This window comes from Luteolibacter sp. Populi (assembly GCF_040801775.1).
GTDB lineage: Bacteria > Verrucomicrobiota > Verrucomicrobiia > Verrucomicrobiales > Akkermansiaceae > Haloferula.
Genome location: NZ_CP161812.1, coordinates 131,093 through 148,683, shown reverse-complemented (window position 1 = coordinate 148,683; position 17,591 = coordinate 131,093). Strand labels below are relative to the sequence as shown.

Annotated in this window: 14 protein-coding genes and 1 CRISPR repeat array (1 of these 15 cut by a window edge); of the genes, 3 read left to right on the top strand and 11 right to left on the bottom strand. The window is 61.7% G+C overall.

The genetic code is table 11. The features are described from left to right. A CRISPR array of direct repeats spans positions 1-332; the repeat unit is 36 nt; unit sequence GCTTTGCCTTGATTCCAAATCCGGGGGGAAGAGCAT (it extends 494 nt beyond the left edge of the window). Between the two features lie 63 nt (positions 333-395). Both cas2 and cas1 read right to left on the bottom strand, forming a co-directional pair. Next, positions 396-698 (bottom strand): CRISPR-associated endonuclease Cas2, encoded by a 303-nt coding sequence (cas2, locus tag ABWK72_RS00530; protein WP_367872822.1) that lies wholly within the window; start codon positions 696-698, stop codon positions 396-398. Further along, positions 698-1,618, bottom strand: coding sequence for a type II CRISPR-associated endonuclease Cas1 (cas1, locus tag ABWK72_RS00525; RefSeq protein WP_367872821.1), 921 nt, complete (start codon positions 1,616-1,618; stop codon positions 698-700). The genes cas2 and cas1 overlap by 1 nt, the downstream gene beginning before the upstream one ends. Positions 1,619-1,923: 305 nt before the next feature. Here cas1 and ABWK72_RS00520 point away from each other — a divergent pair, with 305 nt between their 5' ends. Further along, the gene (locus ABWK72_RS00520) at positions 1,924-2,649 is read left to right on the top strand and encodes a hypothetical protein (protein WP_367872820.1); all 726 of its coding nucleotides are present in this window, start codon (positions 1,924-1,926) and stop codon (positions 2,647-2,649) included. 14 nt (positions 2,650-2,663) lie between these two features. On the opposite strand, the gene ABWK72_RS00515 is transcribed toward ABWK72_RS00520, so the two are convergent. Continuing rightward, positions 2,664-6,029 (bottom strand): HNH endonuclease domain-containing protein, encoded by a 3,366-nt coding sequence (locus ABWK72_RS00515; protein ID WP_367872819.1) that lies wholly within the window; start codon positions 6,027-6,029, stop codon positions 2,664-2,666. Positions 6,030-6,386: 357 nt separating this feature from the next. On the opposite strand from ABWK72_RS00515, the gene ABWK72_RS00510 reads away from it, so the two are divergent. Next, positions 6,387-6,602 carry a hypothetical protein gene (locus ABWK72_RS00510; protein WP_367872818.1) on the top strand — a complete coding sequence of 72 codons (216 nt, stop codon included), beginning with the start codon at positions 6,387-6,389 and terminating at the stop codon, positions 6,600-6,602. Between the two features lie 17 nt (positions 6,603-6,619). Here ABWK72_RS00510 and ABWK72_RS00505 read toward each other — a convergent pair whose 3' ends face one another. The 5 genes from ABWK72_RS00505 to ABWK72_RS00485 form a co-directional block, all read right to left on the bottom strand. Next, positions 6,620-7,285 carry a response regulator gene (locus tag ABWK72_RS00505; RefSeq protein WP_367872817.1) on the bottom strand — a complete coding sequence of 222 codons (666 nt, stop codon included), beginning with the start codon at positions 7,283-7,285 and terminating at the stop codon, positions 6,620-6,622. Between the two features lie 31 nt (positions 7,286-7,316). Continuing rightward, complete coding sequence (locus tag ABWK72_RS00500) at positions 7,317-11,138, bottom strand: chemotaxis protein CheB (protein WP_367872816.1); 3,822 nt, start codon at positions 11,136-11,138, stop codon at positions 7,317-7,319. Positions 11,139-11,287: 149 nt separating this feature from the next. Beyond that, positions 11,288-11,773: a DUF892 family protein gene (locus ABWK72_RS00495; RefSeq protein WP_367872815.1), complete on the bottom strand. Its 486-nt coding sequence runs from the start codon at positions 11,771-11,773 to the stop codon at positions 11,288-11,290. Between the two features lie 129 nt (positions 11,774-11,902). Then, positions 11,903-12,214 carry a hypothetical protein gene (locus tag ABWK72_RS00490; protein WP_367872814.1) on the bottom strand — a complete coding sequence of 104 codons (312 nt, stop codon included), beginning with the start codon at positions 12,212-12,214 and terminating at the stop codon, positions 11,903-11,905. 12 nt (positions 12,215-12,226) lie between these two features. After that, a complete protein-coding gene (locus ABWK72_RS00485) occupies positions 12,227-12,460 on the bottom strand; it encodes a hypothetical protein (RefSeq protein WP_367872813.1) in 234 nt (77 codons plus the stop codon). Between the two features lie 225 nt (positions 12,461-12,685). Here ABWK72_RS00485 and ABWK72_RS00480 point away from each other — a divergent pair, with 225 nt between their 5' ends. Beyond that, positions 12,686-14,569 carry an FAD-dependent oxidoreductase gene (locus ABWK72_RS00480; RefSeq protein WP_367872812.1) on the top strand — a complete coding sequence of 628 codons (1,884 nt, stop codon included), beginning with the start codon at positions 12,686-12,688 and terminating at the stop codon, positions 14,567-14,569. Between the two features lie 33 nt (positions 14,570-14,602). Here the strand turns inward: ABWK72_RS00480 and ABWK72_RS00475 are convergent, their stop codons facing one another. The 3 genes from ABWK72_RS00475 to proB form a co-directional block, all read right to left on the bottom strand. Then, positions 14,603-15,337, bottom strand: coding sequence for a hypothetical protein (locus ABWK72_RS00475; RefSeq protein ID WP_367872811.1), 735 nt, complete (start codon positions 15,335-15,337; stop codon positions 14,603-14,605). Between the two features lie 54 nt (positions 15,338-15,391). Beyond that, the gene (locus ABWK72_RS00470; RefSeq protein WP_367872810.1) at positions 15,392-16,654 is read right to left on the bottom strand and encodes a glutamate-5-semialdehyde dehydrogenase; all 1,263 of its coding nucleotides are present in this window, start codon (positions 16,652-16,654) and stop codon (positions 15,392-15,394) included. Between the two features lie 127 nt (positions 16,655-16,781). Then, the gene (proB, locus tag ABWK72_RS00465) at positions 16,782-17,552 is read right to left on the bottom strand and encodes a glutamate 5-kinase (protein ID WP_367872809.1); all 771 of its coding nucleotides are present in this window, start codon (positions 17,550-17,552) and stop codon (positions 16,782-16,784) included. Positions 17,553-17,591: the final 39 nt, after the last annotated feature.

Below are 17,591 nucleotides of genomic sequence, written 5' to 3'. Positions count from 1 at the left end.
CATCCGCATCGCCTCCACCTGTTCTCGGCTACTGCTTTGCCTTGATTCCAAATCCGGGGGGAAGAGCATTATGCTTGCGGCTGCTGCTGCTGAGGCTGGCTTTGCCTTGATTCCAAATCCGGGGGGAAGAGCATGGGGAAGGAGAAGTCGAGGATTCGCTTGGCGCTTTGCCTTGATTCCAAATCCGGGGGGAAGAGCATGTCGCGGGGCAGGGTCGGGATGGTTTCAATGCTTTGCCTTGATTCCAAATCCGGGGGGAAGAGCATGAGCGCGATCAGGGCGAGCATCTGCGACTCGCTTTGCCTTGATTCCAAATCCGGGGGGAAGAGCATAGGCTCTCCCCTCGGATCTCATCTTCAACAGGTTGCGACGGCATCCTGAAAACGAAGATCAGCTCACCAGAGCATGATCTGTTCGGGCATTTCCTCCGCGGAAACTTCCACGGCAGGTTTGCCGTGGATGATGTACGCCCTTTCCCACTGGGCTTTCGTGATGTAGATCGCCCGAATCGAGCCCTCGTTCGGTACCGCCAACCGGATCCGCCTCAAGTGGGTTTCCTGGCGAGCGAAGGTCACGCAGGGACGCGCGTAGACGCTGAACTGGATCATCTGGAAGCCGTCATCGAGGAGGAATTTGCGGAAGTCGGTGGCCCGCTTCTTTTCCTCCTTGGTTTTGACCGGAAGGTCAAAGGCTACCATCAGCCAGCCCATTTTGTAGTGGTTCGGGTCCATGGACGGTAGGGACCGGTTTGGGCTGTCGTCACGGCTTGGCGGAAAGAACGGGTCACGCCTTCGATCACGCCGCGCACGTCGAGGGTGAGTTCGAACCAATCGACGGTAGCCAGCGGGAAGCCGGTGACCCATTGGCGGAATTCGCGGGTGACCTCCATCCCCTCCTCCCCCGGGTGAAGACGGATCCACTCCGCTACCCGCCAATCGATGCAGGGGCGGAAGGGCTCCATGAGGTCGTAGGCGAGCGGGGTTGATTGCTCGCGGATCACGTGGGCGATGCCGAAGGTGGGGTCGAGACCGACGGCGAAGAGATTCTGGAGGATGGTGGAAAGCAGCACGGCATAGCCGTAGTTGAGCAAGTTGTTTGGTCCTCCACCCTTTCGTTCACGGCGGAAGTCATCAGTCTCCGCGACCCGTTCCGCGAAGATCCGCCAGAAGAGCTTGGCGCATTCCGCCTCCTTGGATGGCGAACGCCCGCGGGCCAGTGCGCCGAATTTCGCCAAGCGATGGTCATCGGGCGCCAGTTCTGTCGCGAGGCTCCATTGGTTCAGGCACTTCGCGTCGATGGTCTTTTGCCAAAGCCGCTGCCGGAGTTGCGCGGGGATGTAGGCCTGTGCGCGGGTCAACAAGGTGTCGGTCGCCCGGTTCGCCGGCAGCACCAGGGAGGCCGGTTTGAAGTTCTCGCAGATGACCAGGCCGACACCATATTTCGCAGCCTCTAACAACAGCTTCGAGTGGATCGATGCCGAGAACGAGGTTATGATGATCGCGCCGACATCCTCCAATGGGACACGACGGTCCCCTTCCGCGCTCTTGCAGGTCAATTGACCATCCTTGCAGGAGAGCGAGCAGTCGGGAGCGTCAATACTGACGATGTGATAGGACATCGCTTTCCGGGGACATTTGCACTCCAACAATTAGATGTGAAAATGTCAACAGGGAAGGTCGCAAGGGGCTTTTTCTATACTGCGAGCAAGAGCGGCGAGGCTTGCGATTTCGTGGGATCCGACTCTCCGGCGCAGCACTCATAATATGAGCATAACGCTTTTTTTTTAAAGGAGCCGCCTGCGCGACGATTGGTAATTGCGAAGCTCAGAACGACACGCGTTATGGCTTTGCCTCGATTCATTCTCCGAACCTCTCAGAATTGAGAGGTTCGGGGAAGAAGGCGACATTGCACCCTGCCTCTAACATGAGCACAGATCACTACATCATCCACCCCGATTCGCGGATTTCCGCCAATAAACTGGGGGAGTTCATGGTCACCAATGAATCTCGTAAACTCACCATTCTCAAGGAATCGAAGAAGGGAAAGAAGGCCGTCATTCTTCATTACAAGAAAGCTCGCGCCGGATTTAGCGGTTCCTTTAGTCCTTCGGGCTTCTTGCCAGAAGAGTTAATTAACCGTAGCCGTGCGATTGAAGCATCCCGAGCCCGCAACGATTGGGAACGCGATGACAATCGAATGTCCGCTGAAGCATTGCTCAAGGTAGCAGCCACAGCAGAAGAAATGCAATTCAGCGGAGCACAGCGAATCCGGCGACCCCAAGAAGGATGGGGCGGACTAGCCCTTAATGGGGTGCGTGTAAGCGTGCAACCAGACGTTGTATTTTCCCTGACTCATCGGGGGAGAACCAAGGTGGGATGTGCAATCCTATACACCACCCAAGAGAAGGCAAAAGGATTGGATCGGAAACTGGGCGACCATACCGCCGGTGATTACGTGGCCGCCCTATTACTCAAATTGCTAGAAACCAGACTCAGCCACATCGGCATTCCCTATCCGGCGAAATGCTTCGTGATGGATGTCCATCGATCCCACGTGTATACGGCGCCAGCCCGCTTCAAGACGCTCATCCACCACATTGAGGATGCGTGCAAAGGCATTGCCTCACGTTGGGACAGCATCGAAGTATAATTGTGGGCTTGTCTTCACTTCCCCGCCGAATGTCCCGCATAATTCCGAGGCAGAATCTCAAGCCCCGCTTCTAACAAGGGCCCCAAGGTCTTGTTCATTCCCGCCCACGCCACGCCGTTTTGCGGCGTGACGTAGCTAGGCCGGATCATGTCTACCAGGAACTTGCCCTTATTGTTCTTGATCGAGGCAATCCGCCAGATTCCCGAGTAGTCTTGCCGCGATTGAGCAGGGCTAGTCTTCAGCCGGATTAGCATGCCGTTCCGCAGCACACGCACCGGATCTCCTGCATTGGCCGTCTGCAGCTTCTTGAGCCGTTCCTGCACCTGATGGAACGGGATAACTTCCGGCACCGGGTCGAGAGCCAAGCCGTAGTTCTCACCAATGATCATGGCACCTTGGATTTCCTTCAGCTTGCCCTTACCCCCTTTTGGGTTCACGCCGAGTAGTTTTCCTGCGCGCTCCTCGCGGGTCTTCATTTCCAGCACCCTTCGTCCTCCCTCAACCTTTGAAGTGCGCTGCCTCAATTTCACCCGGGCATCGTTCCCTTCCCCTTCGATGGAGGTGACGCCCCAAGTTGTCAGCTCTGCTTTGACCCCGGAGCGATCCGAAGGAAGGTGCTGCATCACACGGCATTGTGCCAGCGAGCGAGCAACCTTCTCTTTGACTACCGCAGGAAGATCGCGGAGGCGCACGTCATTCTCGACCGTCTCGTTGCCTTGCTTATCGCGTCGCGTGCGCTGGTAGCGGTCGAAGATGCCGAGCCTGAAAAGAAATTCCTTCTCCTCCGGTGTGCGATAGCGGCGGAGCATCGCCAGCCAGATCTTTCCCTTCTGGTCCTGCCCGCGCGATTGCAGGGGGAAGTAGTGTGCGGCAAGCGCAAGGGTTGCGGCGTCGAGCGCGTGATGGAGATGGGTCAGTCCGCGGATCTCATCCTTTGGTCGCACCTCCTTTGAGGATGGGTCGATTATCTCAGGACAAGCCAATGCCAAGGTGCCCATGAGTTTCCATGACTTGCGGATCTCGGACGTCACCGGACCTGGAATCGGGTCGACTTGCGTCCGCGGCAGCTTCTGCTTCATGCCGCGCATCGCCAATTTCATCAAGTGGCTGGACTGGGTGAGATGTCCTTCCGTGAAACCGAGTTCCTTGTCCTCGAAATCGTTGGTCTCCAGCAATGCCTTGCGCGCCCGCTTGCGGCGGGCGTCGTCGGGATGCCCCTTGGTATCGAGTTTCCCCACGAACTCGTCATACCCACGCAAGGTGAAGAGGGATAGGCGGTCCATCCCGTCCACCGTCCTGCCTTCGTTCTCGGCAATGAATTGGCGTGCGGTTCGCTTGCCCTTCATCCGGTTGACGGCAGGCCATGTCAGCACCATCGCGTGCAGCGCATTCGTATTTCGTGTGGCGTATGGGATGATGTGTTCCCTTTCCATGCTTGGCAAATCGCAGGCGTCGTAGGTCTCACCGGTGAAGGGACACTTCCAACCGAGATCGATGGCGATCCGGCACTTGCGGATGATGCCGCCATTCCTCTCCAGATTCGGTGCGTTTTTGTCCAGATAAGCGACGGCTCCCTTAAAGTCCTTTAGGCGGCTATTGAGTTCCGCAGTGATTGCCTTGGCCGTCATCCCGGAAAACTCGCGGAGTTCCCGCGCGACTTCCACGATAGCGCGCTCCACTTCCTGCCCATCGGGGCAGAACTCGGCGAGGATGTCGTCAAGCAGCCGGTCCAGAATCAACAGCCGGTGACGCACCAGATGATTGTTCGTGAGCTGATCGAGGGGGCGTCCGTCCTGGAGCTGGCGCACGTGGGAAGTTGGAATTCCCAGATCGTAGAGCACGCCTTTCTGCGGTTTGTCCTCCCCATCCTCCGGATCGGTCGTCTTGTCCGCTTTCCGCGGGTGCCATGGTCCGGCCAGCACCTCGGCCACCACAGCTTCCAAGACGGGACGTGCGTAGGGAGCGCGGCCGGAGATGGCTGCGGGTGATAGCCGCCGGTTCAGCAGGTCATCGATGGCCGCATAGTTGCGTTTCGATTTCGCTTTGTCCTGATCTTTGTCGAATACCGCTTGGATGGCGACCATGGAGGCTGCGGACTGGCCGCTCAACTCGTGCAGTTCCGCGGGAGTGGTCGCGCCACCCTTCTTCCAGCGTGCCAAGGCTTCCGTTCTGGCGGCTTCTGTCAAAGCGGGCCAGAGGACCTTCACTATCTGATTCTTGTTAGGGAACTCGATCACGGGATCGAGTGTCAGCGCGTCTTCCGAATCCGGATGGATCTTGAAGTAGGCATCCAGGTTGAAGGGTTTGTGACCGGCTGCCTTGATCTCGCTCTTCAAATCCTTGTGGGTGAGTCGACCCTGCTCTTCCGCCAGATTCCAAAGCTTGCGCCTGAGATCGCGCGAGAGGGGGCGGTTGTCGTCCACCTTGAGGTTCGCCAGAAGCATCGCGAAGCGGTAGCGGAAGAACTCCCGGCACTTCGCCGAGGGGACTTTCGCGTATTTGTCCGCCGCGTGACGAGCCTCCTTCTCGTCCTTGCCGGCTTTCAGGGCATCGAGGTAGGTCTTTGCCCAGGTGATCGGACAGCGAGCGATGATGCGATTGTCGAAGCGTGGGAGGAGTTGGCCGAAGAGCAAGCCGCCCACGTAGCGCTTGGGAAGCTTGATCGCGGCTCCAGCGAGAGCGGTGCGCGCATCCTTTCCCAACTCGTCCGCACTCATCAACAGACGGACCGATGAGGAATCGAGACCGGGGATCTTGTCGAGATGCAGCGACAGCAATCGTCCCACTTCGCCGGTTACCACCTTGCGAGGATAGGCGGCATTAAGGGTCTTGTAGGGAAGCAGGGAGGAAATCTTGTGACCGTGTCCGGAAGGCTTGAGATCGAGGCACGCGCACACGGTCTCCGCCATGGTGGACGTGCCATTCCCGTTCATCAGTTCCATGGCATTGCGTTCCTTTTCGGTATCCTCGTCGTTTTCCTCGCCACGGGGCCAGCGCGAGTTGCCATCATAGCCGCGGTTGTGAGCGTACCAGCGGAGGATGGTCCAGAGTTCCCAGGCGCTGAGGACGCGATGGCCTTGCAAAGCGGCGGCGGCGAGGAGGAAGGGTGCCGGGTGGCCGGGGCGGTCGAGATCCTCGCGGGAGAGGACGCCGCGGTGGAGCAGCCAGCGCTTCATGCGCTCGATGCGCATGCGGGTGGAACGGATGTGGCGGCGGGTGCGGCGGAGGTCGCGGCGGGTGGAGGCAAGGCAATCGTCGGTCGGGAAAGTGACCACGCCGGTGCCGAGGATGTCGGGATCGGCAGGAGCCTTCTTCTGAGCGGAGAGGACACACCAGCCGATGGAGGCGTAACCGATGTCGAAGGCGAAGGTGAGGGCCATAAGGGGAGAGGATTTGGCAAGGGGTAGGACAAGCACCGGGGCAACCCAAGGTTTATCCGGGAAAGTTCCGGCATGACAAATTTCCCTTGTGACCCGGTGACTTCCGATGATATGCGTTGCCCGGAATCAAGACAAAGTTTGAAGCGCAAAGCGTTTCCCTGCTCTGCACATCGTTATCAAAAGCGCTTCTTCAAAAAACGGCCACCCGACGGGGTGGCCGTTTTTGTTACCGGGTCTTGGGTGCCTCCGCCTCCCCTAGGTATATTGCTTACAGGGCCTAAGCACGAGTGCCGTGCGGAGTGGGGAAGACGGCTTATGGCACTTGGCGCAACGGCGGTCCATGGTGGGATTGCCCCCATGAAAACCCGGATTTGTTATGCTTGGTTCGGCGAATTCGCCGACTCGGTCCGCGCCGCCCACGGCGGCGTTCCTGGCGAGGTTGAGTTGCCGATGCTGCCGGAAACGGAAGACCGCGCGACCCTCACGCACGATGGCTGGAACTGGAAGTTCATCTACCCCGCGCCGGCGGCGGAGGTGCCTGATGCCGGAGAGAAAGCGCCGTCGAATCCATGAAATGAAGCGCGTTCCCCTCACCCTTCCCGGGAGCCGGTGACGCCGCCTTGTTCGACCCAGATCACGGCTTCCCGCATCACGGCCGGGGCGTCGGGCAGGGAGAGCTTGAGGCGGATGTTGTTGCGATGGGCATCGACGGTGCGCGGGCTGATGTGAAGCTGCTCGCCGATCTGGGGGGTGCTGAAGCCCCTCCCGAGCAATTGGAAGATCTCCAATTCACGGTCGGTGAGGGTGGCGGGGCCAAAGGAGGGTTCCCGCTTCGAGCCCACGGCCATGCGGCTGAGAATGTGGTGGGAGACGCGGTCGCTCAGGCTGATGGCTCCGCCGAGCACCTCGCGGATCGCGCGGATCAGCCGGTCGCTGTCGGAGCCCTTGACGAGGTAGCCGCGGCCGCCGGCGCGGATCACGCGCTCGGCATAGAGCATTTCGTCGTGCATCGAGAAGACCAGGACCCGGGTCTCGGGATTGAGGGCGAGCAGGTCCTTGATCAGTTCCAAGCCGCTCTTGTCCGGCAGGGTGATGTCCGTGACCACCAGATCGGGCCGCAGCAGGGGGATCGCTTCCAAGGCCGCACGGGCACTTGAGGCTTCCCCGCAGACGCTCAGATTCTCCTGCTGGCCGATCATGTAGCGGAGGCCGCTGAGCAGCATCGGATGGTCGTCGACAAGGAAGATGCGGTTCATGGTGTCTTGGCAGAGAGCACTCTAACAGGGATCAGGTTTCCGGGACGGCGGCGGCAGGAGCGCGTGGCGCGAGGATCTCGGCTTCGACACCCTCGCCCTCCTTGCTCCGCAGTTCAAGGCTGCCACCCAGGAGGCTCAGCCGTTGCCGGACGGAGACGAGTCCCACCCCGATCCCCGAGGATTTAGCAGAAGCGAGGTCCGCGGGGACGAAGCCCTTGCCGTGGTCGAGGACGATGACGCGGAGGGTGTGTTCATCCTTGGCCATCAGCTTGACCCTGGCTTTCAGCACTTGGGAGTGCTTGACCACATTGAAGAGCAATTCGCGGACCGCGAGGAAGATCAGGATGCGGACTTCCTCACCGGCGGCCTCGATTTCCCTGTCGAGCTCAAGCCGGACCTGCAGGCCGTATTTCTCCTTCATCCAGACTTCGCCCAGCCACGCCAGGGCCGGTGCGAGCCCTTCGGAGAGGATCGGGGGGGCGAGATCCGCGGTCAGCGTGCGGGAGCTTTCCAGAGATTCGTCCAACAAGCCGAGGACGGTCTCCAACTCATCCTTCTCACCATCGGTCGATTTGCGGCGCAGGCCCTCGAGCCGCATCTTGGCCGAGACGAGCAATTGCTGGAGGTGATCGTGGAGCAGGCCCGCGATCCGCTCCCGTTCGCGCTGTTCGCTGCGGGTAAGATGAGCGGCCACGCCGCGGAGGTGCTCGGCGCGGTCGCGGACCTCGACCGAGCGTTCCTCGACCTGTGCAGCCAGTTCGTCGCGGGCCATGCGCAGATCATGGTCCGCTTCCTTGCGGCTGCTGATGTCTTGCGCGATGGAGGTGGCCCCCACGACATCGCCGGACTCGTTGCGCATGGCGGCTACGGAAATCGAGATTTCCACCAAGCCGCCGTCCTTCCGCAAACGCACCGTCTCGATGGGCCCGATGGATTCGCCTCTGCCGAGCTGATCGAGCCATTGCGCCACCTCATGCTTGAGGTTTGCAGGCGCAAGCATGGACTTGGGCTTGCCGATCATCTCCTGTGCAGTGTAGCCGAAGATCCGTTCCGCGCCCTCATTCCAACTGATGATCTTGCCATCGGGGCTGAAGGTGATGATGGCATCGTTCGAGGACTCCACGCTGGCGGAGAGCCAGCGCATGCTTTCGGTGGAGTGCTTCTGCTCGGTGATGTCCACGCAGGTCAGCACGACTCCGGCGATCTGGTCCTCCATCGTGCGGTAAGGAGTCATCCGCGCCAGGAACCAGCGGCCTTCCGCATTCCGGACCTCGCGCTCGACCGGTGCGAGGCGATCCAGCACCCGCTCCGCATCCGCCGCGATCTGCGCGTACTCGAGCCGGTGGGTGAGATCGGACAGAGGCCGCCCGACATCCGTGGGGATCAGGTTGAAGAGGGCCACGGTCGGCGGGGTGTAGCGCTTGATGCAGAGCTGGCGATCCAGGAAGACGGTGGCGATATTGGTGGATGCCATCAGGTTCTGCAGGTCGCTATTGGCGCGGCTGAGTTCGTCCACCTTGCTCTTGAGTTCCTGGTTCACCGTGGTGAGTTCCTCGTTCATCGACTGCAACTCCTCGCGGCCGGTCTCGAGTTCCTCGGTGGCGGCGCGGAGTTCCTCGTTCATCGCCTGGAGCTCCTCATTGGAAGCCTTCAACTCTTCCCCGGAGGCCTCGTATTGCTCGACGGTTTCGCGCCATTGCGAGCGGATCTGGTCCAGCTCTTCCTCAAGGTGCCGAACCAGGCTTTCCGGCTCGATCTTCTTGATCTCCACCCGGGCCTCCGCCTCCTCCGCCTGCCGGGGACGGAAGATAACGAGCGCGTACTCGGACGCTGCGCCGGCCCCGGGATGCACGGCGATATCGACCTGCCGCGAAGTGCCCTCCGAATCGAAGCGTGCCCGTTCGATATCGACCGGGGTGCCGGTCTTGAAGGCGCGGAACAGGGCGGCGCGCAGGCCGATCCGCAGCATCGGGTGGACCACGCGCAGGACATTCATCGATGGCTCGCCGCCTCCGAATTGGAGAAACTGGCCGGCGCTCTCCGAAAGGTGGACGATGTCGTGATTCCTGTTCACCACCAGCGAGGGCGGCATCAGGCGCTCGCCCAATCTGAAATGCAGGTCGCCCCAGTAACCGCCGCGGGGCTGGACCTCCGGCACGCTTGTGGCCGGCCACTCGCCCGCTCCGGGACCGGGGGTATCCCCGGCATCGCGGCCCCCCTTCGCGAGCATCGGCACGGGTGGATGGAGCGAAAGCGCGAGCCGGGCGGCACTGGAAAGGATGCCGTTGCGGTGGCTGGCGTTGCGCCGGTAGAGACGTTGCTTCTTGTCGGTAGGCGCGAAGAGCGCGGTGGATTCCTCCGCGGATTCGGAAGAACCGAGGAAGAGCATGCCATCCTGAACGAGCGCGAAATGGAAAATCTCGAAGGCGCGGGCTTGCGCCTCGCGGTTGAGATAGATCATCAGATTCCGACAGGAAACCAGATCGAGCCGGGAAAAGGGCGAGTCCTTCAATAGATCGTGGAGGGCGAAGATGACCATCTCCCGGACCGGGCGGCGGATGCAGTAGCGGCCGGACTCCTTGGAAAAGAAGCGGCGCAGGCGCTCCTCCGAGACATCCGCCATGATGGTCTCGGGATAGCAACCGACGCGCGCGGTTTCGATCGCGGTCTCGTCGATATCCGAAGCGAAGATCTGGATCTGCGGCGGCGCTTCGAGGCGGGCGGCATATTCGCTGAGCAAGATGGCGAAGGAGTAGGCCTCCTCCCCGGTAGCGCAGCCGGCGACCCAGACGCGGACTTGATCGTTGGGCCCCTTGTCCTTGAAGAGGCTGGGGATGATCGCCTCGACCGCGGCGAAGGCCTCGCGGTCGCGGAAGAAATTCGTGACGCTGATGAGCAGGTCCTGGAGGAGCGCTGTGGTCTCGCCCGGATGGTTGCGGAGATAAGCGAGGTAGGCCCCCAAGTCGGAACAGTTGTTCACCTGCATGCGACGGGCGATGCGGCGGAGGATCGTCGCCCTCTTGTAGTAGGAGAAGTCGTGGCCATTGCGGCTGCGGAGATACGACAGCACCGCCATGAGTGCCTCCTCGTCCAGCTGCGCGGATATTTGTGCCTCTTGCACGCGGGGCTTTTCCTCGGCGGGCAATTGGAGGCGTCGGGCGGTCTCGCGATATTCTAACAGGCGGCGCGGCATTTCATCCACCGGCAGCACCCAGTCCACCATGCCGGTGGCGATCGCGGAGCGCGGCATGCCATCCTGATCAGCTTCCGCGGGAGTCTGGGCGATGGTGAGGCCGCCGCGCTCTTTGACGCGCTTCAGCCCCACCGCGCCATCGCCATCGCTGCCGGACAGCACGATGGCAGTGGCATCCGCGCCGTGGGTATCCGCCAGGGTCCGGAAGAAGAGGTCCACGGCCACGCGCCGGCCGCGGGGGGCGTCCATTTTACTCACGAAGAGCCGGCCATCCACCATCGACAGGTGGACGCCCGGGGATATGACGTAGACGTGATCTGCCTTTACCACGGTATTCTCCGTGACCTGGTGGACCGGCATGGCGGTTTCCCGCTGGAGGATGGAGGCGAGGGCGCTCTCCCGCTCCGGGGCCAGATGAAGCACCACCACGTAGGCCGCCCCGGTCTTCGGTGCAGTCGCACGGAAGAAGCGGATGAGGGCTTCCAAGCCGCCGGCCGAACCGCCGAGGCCGACGACGGGTAAGGATGCACCGGGGGCTGCCGGAATGATATCGCCCGCATCCGCGTGATCTTCCGGCAGTTCGTAGACCATCTCGTCCGCCGGCACCGGATCGGAGCCGCTGCTGTCGGACATTTCATCGGGGACGGGGTCGTGAGCCATTCGGAAGGGAAACTACACGAGCCTTCGCAGGGCGGGCGAGGAATCTTCCGGCTCTCCTTCTTATCCCTGCGCCCGGTTGCAGGGTGTCTTCGGCGGCTTGCCGGGAAGGCGGCGCTATGGCTTTGCCGCTCTCCCGAACAAACAGCCTTTTAGCGTTTGCAGGAAAACATCCCGGACGCGAAGACCTCCAAGCGGCCTTCCGCCTCCTTCGCCTCACCCAGCATTTCGGTGAGCGTATCGAGGTCCTTCGGGTAATCGAGGTAGCCGGCGAGCGTCGCGGCGAATTGGTAGGCCGCGATTTCATAATGTTTGATACGGCTGCAATGGGCGATCAGCAGGAGATCGCGGACCACCGGGTCCTTGGCCATGGCAATGTGACGGTTCCCGCCGTGGATCAGTCCCTTCATGCCTTCGCAGATGTCGCCATCCGAGGGCGCATGATGGCGCTTGAAGATGCCCTGAAGGTGTCGCTTGCGGCGCATGGCGAGCGGCTCTTGACCCTGCAGGAATTCGCGCAACGGCGAGGGACCGGTGGCGGCGGCCAGCTCGGGCAAAGTCAGGATCACCTGGGACTCCACGCTGTAGAGATCGCGAAGCTGGTCAAAATATAGGTCGGTCGGGCTTTTCGAGTTCATGGGTTTCATCGGGAAAGACCTCGCGCCGCCGGGTGATTTCCTCACCGGGGCGACTGGAAACCCCGGACGGGCCGAACTCCGGCCCACCCGGGGTACCAGCTGGGGGGAAAAACCGAACTTTGACTCCATTCAACGGGCGATCCGGATGCAGGTATCGATCTCCACGATCTTGGGATCGCAGGAATTGAACCCCTCGCGAATGCGCGGGAAGCAATCCAGCAATACCTCGACGTCGCGCATCTCGGCATAGCGGAAGTATTCCCAGCCCTCGTCCGGCCCGACTTGCCACCCGCGCAGGACCAGCGCGTGGGTCTTGCGGAAGTTTCCCAAGAGATGGGGCTCCGCGGTCACCAGGCTCTTGCGATAACGGAAGCGCAGCACCTGCCGCGAGCGGATCGCGGCGCGGACGCTGTTCAGGGAGGCATAGGGGAGTACGGCCACTTCCGAGAGGGATCAGACGTTTGAGTTGATGCAGGCGTCCAGCGCCTCGGCTTGGTCCTTGATCTTCGCCGAGTGGGTGGCGTGGATCTGCGACTTGAATTTCAATTCCTTGCGTTGATCGGCAGTGAGGCCGGGAAGCATGTCGGCGATCAGATTCCCCTGGCTGGAGCACTCCAACTGCACCGCCGCCAAGGAATGCAATGCATTCGTCATCATGACCGTGAGATCCCGTTCTTGCGCTGTCATAAGGTACCATTTGTTTTGAGGCCGGAACCGGGGCTGCGCAATGCCGACCGAGTAAGCAGCTTCTCCAACTCCTCCTAAGTGGATTCATTAGATTAATATATTTACTCATTAACTCTCCGTAAGAATTAAGTATTCCCCTACTGGCTTGCACATTTGCGCTTTTGAGCAATTTGATTGAAATATCCTACGTAGCAGGCAGCTTGGATCGTGAAATCCATAAGCGCCATGACGACCCGTTTCACCACCCTAGCCGCGATGTTGGCGGCCCCGCTCGCTCTGGCTGGCGAATCGCCGCTGGTCTTCCTTGAGGCCGAGCAATTCGCGACCGAGGGCGGCTGGGATACCGACCAGCAGTCGATGGAGCAGATGGGCTCCCCTTACCTGCTGGCCCATGGCCTGGGCGTGCCGGTCAAGGACGCGGAGACGAGCTTGAAGTTCCCAAGGCCCGCGGAATATCGCGTCTGGGTCCGCACCCGCGATTGGGTCGCGCCATGGAATGCCCCCGGAGCGCCGGGCAAGTTCCAGCTTCTGATCGATGGCAAGCCGCTGCCCGCGACCTTCGGCACCGAGGGCGCGGACTGGCACTGGCAGGACGGCGGCACCGTCAGCATCGGCTCCTCCGCAAAGATCGCGCTGCATGATCTCACCGGCTTCGAAGGGCGCTGCGATGCGATTCTCTTCTCCGCCGATCCGAAGTTCGCCCCGCCCCATGGTGGCCCGGAACTGGCGAAACTCCGCCGCCAATGGCTCGGCCTTTCGGATCAGCCTGAAGATGGAGGCAGCTTCGATCTGGTCATCACCGGCGGCGGCATCGCTGGAACTGCGGCCGCGGTCTCCGCCGCACGCAACGGTGTGAAAGTCGCGCTTGTCCAGGATCGTCAAGTGCTCGGTGGCAATGGCTCTTCCGAGGTCCGCGTCTGGCCGGAAGGCCACACCCGCCAGCAGCCGTATCCGCAGGTCGGCGAGATCGTGGATGAATTGGTCCCGCAGAAAGACAAGACCTCCGGCAACGCCAAAGGTGGTGCGATCTACGCCGACGAACGCAAGATGGCAGTGGTCCGCGCCGAGCCGAATATCACGCTGCTCACCGGGCAACGCGTGATGGCGGTGGAGACCGCGGAGAAGCGCATCACCGCGGTGATCGCTCAGGATATCCGCAGTGCGAGACGCATCCGGATTTCCGGCAAGCTCTTCGCCGATTGCACCGGTGACGGGACCATCGGCGTGCTGGCCGGAGCGGAATATGAAGTGGCCAAGGAGAAGCAGATGGGCGCCAGCAATCTCTGGAACGTGCTCGATGCCTCGAATGCGGCGGAGGTGCTCAAGTGCGAGTGCAAGGACAAGGATGCGCTCTCGCTATCCATGTCGCAGGGTGAAGCGCCGGCACCCTTCCCGCGCTGCCCTTGGGCCATCGACCTGAGCGACAAGCCCTTCCCCGGGCGCAAGAGTTCCAAGGGCCAGTGGGGCGGCAATCCGCTCGCGAATCTCGGCGGCTGGTTCTGGGAAAGCGGCTTCGACCGCGACCAGGTGAATGAGATCGAACGCATCCGAGACCTCAACTTCCGCGCGATGTACGGTGCCTGGGACACGCTCAAGAACGTGGACGGATTGTATCCGAACCACCGCCTCGGCTGGGCCGCCTTCATCGCCGGCAAGCGCGAGTCGCGGCGGCTGTTAGGCGACATCGTTCTAACAGGAAGCGATTTCCGCAACGGCACGGTGTTTCCCGACGGCTGCTTCCCCTGCTCCTGGCACATCGACGTCCACCTGCCCGATCCCGCCTTCGCGAAGGGCCACGAGGGCGAAGAGTTCATCTCGCGTGCGACCGAGGGGAAGAACTACCAATACAAGGGTCCTTATTGGGCCCCCTACCGCAGCCTCTACAGCCGGAACATTCCGAACCTCTTCATGGCCGGGCGCAACATCAGCGTCGATCGTGAAGCGCTCGGTCCGGTGCGCGTGATGCGGACCACCGGCATGATGGGCGAGATCGTCGGCAAAGCGGCGGCGATCGCGGTGAAACACGGGACCACCCCGCGCGGGGTGTATGAAAAGCATCTGGAGGAGCTGAAGGGGATGATGGCGAAGTCGTCCAAGGCGGCACCATGAGCAACGCGAGGATCACCTGCTGACTTTCTCCGCTCATTTCACCGCGTGCCGCCAGCCGGTATCCAGGTCGAATCCGCCCTCTTCCGTCGGAGTGGCGGTGATTTCCAGCCTTTCCGCAATGCCTTGCCACTCGGTCTCCACGCTGCCTGTGTGTCCGGGCGCCAGCAACAAGGTTGGCCGCGACCGATAGGATTCCGGAGGAAGGAGCGCGAGCGTGGCTTGAGCATCATCGACACTCCAGATTCCCGCCTCCTTCTCGTTCGCCTTGCGGTCGGTCACTAAGCGGTCCAGGCCGGTTTCACGCATTTGCATCGGATCAAGCGCCACGATGGTGCAGCCCATCATGATCTGGGTAGTGCCCGGTTCGGTGGTCGAATCGACTCGCTTGGGCACCATCACCGAGAAAACACGACGGCCTCCTTCATCAAGATGGCCGCCGGTGAGCATCGATTGGCCTTTGCCCAAGCGCACACGGGCTCTGGCGGTGATGGAGACCTTGTCCTTGAGTTCCTCCTCCACCGAGTGCTCCGCGCCACTCAGCTTTTTGATTCCCGCGATTGCGGCCCGCTCTGCAGGCTTGGCGGGACGGGTGTCGGTTTTCGAAGGCCGGTCTTCGGTCGCATCGCTTGGCTCCGCGGGTCCTTGGGTAGTGGCCGCAGGTTTGTCGGTGTGCTTCGTTCCGGTCAGGAGATCGCGACCGGGGCCACCGAGCCAGATCGCCAGAATGACGATCAATAGGAAAGCGATAGTGAGCAGCGGCTTTTTCATCCCTGTTCCGAGATAGCCGCCGGGCACCGCATTTGTCGGGAGAAGATCCCGGAACTACCATTTCGACTGGCCGTTCCCTCGAACCCGGTACTGGTAACTGGTGAGCTCGCGCAGACCCATCGGGCCGCGGGCATGGAGCTTGTCGGTGGAGATGCCGATCTCCGCGCCGAAACCGAATTCCTCACCATCGGCGAGACGGGTGGAAACGTTGTGGAAAACGCAGGCCGAGTCGCAACCGGAGAGGAAAGCATCCGCCGCTGCCTGATCGGCGGTGACGATGCTATCGGTGTGGTGAGAGCCGTGGGTATTGATGTGGTCGATCGCCTCCTGGAGTGAATCCACGACCTTCACCGAGAGGATGAGATCGAGATACTCGGTATCCCAATCTTCCTCGGTGGCAGGCAGGGCGTCGATGATGGCGCGGGTGCGCTCGCAGCCGCGGATCTCGACACCTTTCTCTACGAGGATCTCGGCGATGGCGGGCAGATGGGTCGCAGCGACTGAGGAATGGACCAACAGGGTCTCCAAGGCATTGCAGACGCCGGTCTTCTGGGTCTTCGAGTTCACGGTCAACTTGACCGCCATGTCGAGGTCCGCGGCGGCATCCACGAAGAGGTGGCAGACGCCGTCGTAGTGCTTGATCACGGGCATGCGGGCCTGCGAGACCACGGTCTCGATCAGGCCCTTGCCGCCGCGCGGGATGATCAGGTCGAGCCACTTGTCCATCTTACACAGCGCGCTCACGCTGGAGCGGTCGGTGAAGGGAATGAGCTGGATCGAGTGCGCGGGCAGACCCTCCGCTTCGCCGCCTGCCTGGAGGGCATCGGCGATGGCGCGGTTGCTGTGGATGGCCTCGGAGCCGCCGCGCAGGATGGTCGCGTTGCCAGCCTTGAAGCAGAGCACCGCGGCATCGCTGGTGACGTTCGGGCGGCTCTCGTAGATGATGCCGATGGTGCCGATCGGGACGCGGGTCTGGTGAATGTGCATGCCGTTCGGCCGCGTCCACTTTTCCATGATCTGGCCGACCGGATCGGGCAGTTCGATGACTTGATCGATGCCCGAGGCGATGGCCTCCACCTTCGACACATCGAGGCGCAAGCGGTCAAGCATCGGCGCGGCGAGGCCCTTTTCCTCGCCCGCGGCGAGGTCGAAGGCATTGGCGGCGACGATTTCCGGGGCGCGGGCGCGCAGTTCCGCGGCCATCGCCCGGAGGATCGCGTTCTTTTGGTCGGTCGTAAGCTGGGAGAGCTTGTAGGAGGCCGCGCGCGCGTTGCGGGCGAGTTCTTCGACGGCGGAAAAAACTTCGGCTTCGGTCATGGATGGCTGGCGGACGACAATTGAGGCACCACGAATCGCGCGAATTCAACGAAACGAAAGGCACCCGAAGAAACCACGGAATCCACGGAACACACGGAAAAATGCCCCGCCCGCGGCTTCTACCTATTTACGTGGGAGTTACAGCGGCGAAACGGGTCGAAAGCCCCTTCTCGCCGGCGAGGATCCCGGCGAGACGCTCCGGCTTGCGGCCATGGGCGATGTGGACGGTGATCCCGGAATCGACGGAGTTTTTCACCGCTTGGAGCTTGGAGGCCATCCCGCCGATGGAAAAGCGGCCACGCTCGTCCTTGGCGAAGCCGAGGACGGCATCGACGTCCGGGACGTCTTGGACGAGTTCGTTCGTTTCCGGGGAAAGGAGTCCGTCCACGGAAGTGAGCAGGACAAGGGTCTTCGCGCCGAGCAGAATGGCGACCTGGGAGGACAGCATGTCATTATCCCCTACCCTCAGCTCCTCCACCGCCACCGAGTCGTTCTCATTGATGATAGGCACGATACGTGGCGATTCCAGCAGGCGCCGGAGGGTATTCGAGACGTTCTGGCGGCGCTCCGGGGTCTGGAGGTCGGAGGCCGTGAGCAGGACTTGCGCAACCGCCAGATCGAAGTTCCGGAACAGGTTTTCGTAGGTGTGCATCAACCGCGCCTGTCCGACCGCGGCACAGGCCTGGCGGGTCGTGAGGTCGTTCGGATAGCCGTCCAAATTGAAGGCGGAAACCCCAGCTCCGACCGCGCCGGAGCTGACGAGCAAGCAGCGGTGGCCGCTCTCGACGAGGCCGGCGATGGCGGTGACGAGGCGGACCAGCGAGGCTCCATCGAGCGTGCCATCGCTGGTGCGGGTGAGGACGCCGGTGCCGGCCTTGATGACGGTGAGAGATTCCATGGCGGGAAAAGCGGGCGCGGCTATGGCCCGAAATCCCGC